Raw genomic sequence first — 4,227 nt, 5'->3', positions numbered from 1 at the left:
CCCTACACGGATTACTTTTGCATAACCACTTCCTGCCACAACGAAGGTTCCTGCATAGATTTCGTCGTTCTCCTTCTTTTTTACAGGTACTGATTCCCCAGTCAAAAGAGATTCATTGATTTCTAATGCATGATTTTCTACAACCTGACAATCTGTGCCAATCTGATTACCAGCTGTCAAGAAAATAATATCATCCATAACAAGTTCTTCTACAGGAACATCTATCAAAGTCCCATCACGTAATGTTTTTACTTTCTCTACAGTCACAACACTTAGCTTATCAATAGTTTTCTTAACCTTGAATTCCTGAATGATACCTAATATTGTATTAGCTACCATAACTCCAATAAAAGTTAAGTTCTGCAGCTGTCCTGAAATCACAATCAAAACGGCTAAAAATATATTTAGAAAGTTGAAATATGTAAGTGTATGCTGCTTCACAATTTCTTTTTTTGTTTTAGAAATAGACTGACCTGTATAATTCACTTGTCCTTGTTCTATTCTTTCTTGTACCTCTTGTTGTGAGAGGCCTTTTAATTCATTCATATCCACCACTCCTCATCTATTGCACTATCTTAACAAAGAAAAGTGTATTATTTGTGTACTTTCACCTTAATTTTTTCTTAAATAATAGATATAATTAACTTATCATCCAATGAAAGGGGTTATATTTATTATGAAACATTTATATATGATGCGCCATGGACAAACTCTCTTTAAATGATGCGTCATGGACAGACTCTATTTAATGTTCGAAAAAGAATTCAGGGATCATGTGATTCTCCACTTACTGAGCTAGGTATTAAGCAAGCTGAAGCTGCAAGAGAGTTAATCAAGGATATTGCTTTTGATCATTACTACTCTAGTACGGCTGAAAGAGCATCTGATACATTAGAAATAGTAACAGAAGGTCAAGTACCTTATACAAGAGTAAAAGGTCTTAAGGAAAGAGATTTTGGATTATTTGAAGGAGAAAGTGAAGATTTAAATCCTCATTTTGATGATTTTAAATATGATGACTTATTTCCCCACTATGGTGGCGAAACAACCAAACAAGTACAACACAGAATTGTAAAAACATTAACTGAAATCATGAATAAAGAAGACCATGAAGTAGTTCTTGCAGTAAGTCATGCCGGTGCTTCTATGCAATTCTTTAGTGCATTTAATGATCCAGACATTATTTTTAACTCTGGTTAAGTCATGCCGGTGCTTCTATGCAATTCTTTAGTGCATTTAATGACCCAGCCATTATTTTTAACTCTGGAGGATTAACTAATTGCTGTATTCTTCATTATACATATGACAACAATGAGTTTAAATTTGTAGAAATATTAAGACCAGAGGTAAAGTAGATACATATGAAAGAGAAAGTATTATTTTTTGATATTGATGGTACGCTTGTAGATAACACTTATGGAGTTCACGAAGTACCTGCAGGTGTAAAAAGAGAACTTAAAAGAATTCAAAATGATGGGCATAAGCTTTTTATCTGCAGTGGTCGTCCTAAAGCTATGATTAACCAGCAGTTCCTTGATTTGGGTTTTGATGGTTATGTCTTATATAACGGTGGTTATATCGAGATTGCTGGTGAATCTATCTTTGAAGAGAGAATGGATACAGAACTTGCGACTCAGACAGTTGATATGCTTGAAGAACTGAATTGTGATTATATGATTGAAACAGCACATCATATTTATATTGATAAGCGTTATAAAGAGCTTTATACGTTCTTTAAGAACCTCGGCATGGAAGAGATGTTTTCTATGGATTTTGACCGTGATGATGTCTTAAAACGTGCCATTAAAATAGAAGCCAATGTCACAAATAAAGACAAGCAGAAAGTAAGCGACTATTTAGATGGTAAGTTTGGTACTACTATCAGCTTTGATCAGCATGGCAGTGATAATTCATTTGAGTTCTTTTCACCAACCATGAGTAAAGCCATCGGTATTAAGAAAGTTCTCGAATATTATGGTTTAGATATCAAAGATACCTATGCATTTGGTGATGGTCTTAATGATATTGAAATGATTCAGTTATGTCAGATAGGTGTAGCTATGGGTAATGCCGTAGATGAATTAAAGGCACAAGCCGATATCATCTGTAAATCTATCGATAAAAATGGGTTAGAGGATATTCTTAAGGCATTATTTCCACAATAAACATCTTATCTTCACATAGGTATGATATACTCTAGTCGAGGTGATTTCATAAAAAAAGACAATGGTAAATTAGCATATTATTTACCTATTATGATCAGTTTAGGTGTCGTATTTGGTATTTGTTTTGACAATATAGGTATAGGAATCTGTTTAGGTGTCGGTGCAGCCGGTATCCTTTCATTGTTTTCAATAAAAAAATAATCCTCCGCAAGGAGGATTTTTTCATTATTCGATTGTAATCACACGATGATCAAGACGAGGTGCTGCTTCTGGAGCCTTACCATCCGCAAATCCTATAATAACATTTCCGATACCTTCATAGTCTTCTTCAATGCCCCATTCTTTAAGAAGTCTTCTTCCTTCTTCACCTTCAAATACTTCTTTCGCACGATGAATCCAGCAAGAACCAAGTCCTAAGCCATGTGCTTCATTGAGCATATTGCCAATCGCAAGTGATCCATCATAGATATATGTAGGATACTCTTTCTTTGATAAAACAACAATCACTACAGGCGCACCATAGAAAGGATCTTTATCACTCCCCATAATATCAGCATTCAACTTTGATAAATGATCTCTCATTTCTTTATTCTTTACTACTACAAACTTAACGCCCTGTCTGCCCATACCAGTAGGAGCATATAAACCAGCTTCTACTATTCTTTCAAGATCTTCATCTCTAGGCATTTCATCTGTATATTTTCTAATACTTCTTCTTGTTTTTAAAACATCTAACACATTTAAGCCCCCTTCTTATTTACGTTCTCAACAGTCACAATCATCACAATTGTACCTACTACACTTAATACTAAACCTAAAAATAATGTTTCATAAACACCCATACTATCTAGTAAAATACCACCTAAGAAACTAGCTAATACACCAGATACAGTCATACTTGTAGTAACGAGTGCCTGTCCTTTAACTGCATCCTTTGCATCAAATAATTTATCTACATAATAAACTGATGCTGGAATAAATAATGCATAAGCAAGCATCTGTGTTGCCTGAGCTAAATAGATCATAAACATATTTGTCGCAAAGTAGGTCAATGTATGTTTAAGTGTGAAGAATATGGCGGAAATGATGATTGTATTTTTGATATTGATTTTATTTTTATACTTTTCAAATAAAGCCATTGTTGGCAGTTCCAACATTGCAGCCAAGAATACTGCATTTCCCATATCTCCAGTATTACCACCAACGTTTCTAATTACATTAATAAAGAAATTGTTAATGATTGTATGATCAAAATAAACTAATACAAAACCAGCTAAGAAAATCATGAATTTAAGATGCTTCTTAATAAAAGCACCTGTACTTTCTTTTTCTACTACTTTTTCTTCAATGACTTCATCTACTTCAGCTTCTGGCATCTTAAATGAGCGAATAAGAGGTAAAATACCTAAGAAGATGACAATATAGGCAAGAGGCATTAAAGTAGGACTTACTGCCTTTACAACGTTTCCTAATACAAGAGACGCAAGAGCATAAGCCACTGATCCAATACCACGTGCTACACCAAACTTAACATCAATACCATGCTTCTGGAATGCGAAAGCAAGTGAGTTAACTAGAGGCATTGTAGTATAAAGAATTGTAGAAACTGCAATAAACAAAGCAGCAGCTAAGAATGTCACCTTACTTACAAACATGAGGAATACAGATAGAATACTACAAAGACCAAACATGATCATTAAGACTTTCTTCATTGAAATGTTTGACTTATCTACAAATCCTCCAAGTACGGGTTGTGCAATACTTGTTAGAATATTTGCGATTGCAAGTACAATCCCAATTAAAGATGAACTCATGCCAATTGACCCTAGATATACAGCGGCATAGCCAATAACTGCACAGAATCCTACATAGTAAATCCCCTGCAACATTGAGTATCTAACATTAATACTTTTTGATTGTTCCATTTTATGATCTCCCTTACATGTGATAATAATATTATAACAGAACAGAAAGAATTCTGTAATCTCTTACATATTCTGAAAATAAAAAACTCAGGATTTCTCCTGAGTAACATTCAATGGCGCAGGTTGAGGGATTCGAA

Annotated in this window: 6 protein-coding genes; 3 read left to right on the top strand and 3 right to left on the bottom strand. The window is 34.1% G+C overall.

Features of this window, described 5'->3' with window-relative positions; translation table 11 throughout:
• The coding region (locus QVO42_RS08240; RefSeq protein ID WP_502685367.1) for a P-type ATPase actuator domain-containing protein at nucleotides 1–546 on the bottom strand (546 nt) is incomplete at its 3' end.
• A gap of 174 nt (nucleotides 547–720) precedes the next feature.
• On the opposite strand from QVO42_RS08240, the gene QVO42_RS08235 reads away from it, so the two are divergent.
• The 3 genes from QVO42_RS08235 to QVO42_RS10540 all read left to right on the top strand — a co-directional run bounded on the left by QVO42_RS08235 (nucleotide 721) and on the right by QVO42_RS10540 (nucleotide 2,366).
• Nucleotides 721–1,200 carry a histidine phosphatase family protein gene (locus tag QVO42_RS08235; protein ID WP_022425645.1) on the top strand — a complete coding sequence of 160 codons (480 nt, stop codon included), beginning with the start codon at nucleotides 721–723 and terminating at the stop codon, nucleotides 1,198–1,200.
• A 161-nt stretch (nucleotides 1,201–1,361) separates the two neighbouring features.
• Nucleotides 1,362–2,165, top strand: coding sequence for a Cof-type HAD-IIB family hydrolase (locus QVO42_RS08230; RefSeq protein WP_022425644.1), 804 nt, complete (start codon nucleotides 1,362–1,364; stop codon nucleotides 2,163–2,165).
• A gap of 21 nt (nucleotides 2,166–2,186) precedes the next feature.
• Nucleotides 2,187–2,366 carry a glycine zipper domain-containing protein gene (locus tag QVO42_RS10540; protein ID WP_502685366.1) on the top strand — a complete coding sequence of 60 codons (180 nt, stop codon included), beginning with the start codon at nucleotides 2,187–2,189 and terminating at the stop codon, nucleotides 2,364–2,366.
• Nucleotides 2,367–2,390: 24 nt separating this feature from the next.
• Here QVO42_RS10540 and QVO42_RS08225 read toward each other — a convergent pair whose 3' ends face one another.
• The gene (locus QVO42_RS08225; RefSeq protein ID WP_022425643.1) at nucleotides 2,391–2,903 is read right to left on the bottom strand and encodes a nitroreductase family protein; all 513 of its coding nucleotides are present in this window, start codon (nucleotides 2,901–2,903) and stop codon (nucleotides 2,391–2,393) included.
• 2 nt (nucleotides 2,904–2,905) lie between these two features.
• Nucleotides 2,906–4,090 (bottom strand): MFS transporter, encoded by a 1,185-nt coding sequence (locus QVO42_RS08220; protein WP_022425642.1) that lies wholly within the window; start codon nucleotides 4,088–4,090, stop codon nucleotides 2,906–2,908.
• Nucleotides 4,091–4,227 lie beyond the last annotated feature (137 nt).

This window comes from Catenibacterium sp. CAG:290 (genome assembly GCF_000437715.1).
GTDB classification, from domain to species: Bacteria; Bacillota_I; Bacilli_A; order Erysipelotrichales; family Coprobacillaceae; genus Catenibacterium; species Catenibacterium mitsuoka_A.
Note: the sequence above shows the minus strand (reverse complement) of the source record. Positions and strands in the feature narration are given on the sequence as shown.

Bases quoted from the DNA above. Each gene is read 5' to 3' on its own strand.
- QVO42_RS08235 (WP_022425645.1), top strand. From the start codon at position 721: ATGATGCGTCATGGACAGACTCTATTTAATGTTCGAAAAAGAATTCAG.
- QVO42_RS08230 (WP_022425644.1), top strand. From the start codon at position 1,362: ATGAAAGAGAAAGTATTATTTTTTGATATTGATGGTACGCTTGTAGAT.
- QVO42_RS08220 (WP_022425642.1), bottom strand. From the start codon at position 4,090: ATGGAACAATCAAAAAGTATTAATGTTAGATACTCAATGTTGCAGGGG.
- QVO42_RS10540 (WP_502685366.1), top strand. From the start codon at position 2,187: ATGATATACTCTAGTCGAGGTGATTTCATAAAAAAAGACAATGGTAAA.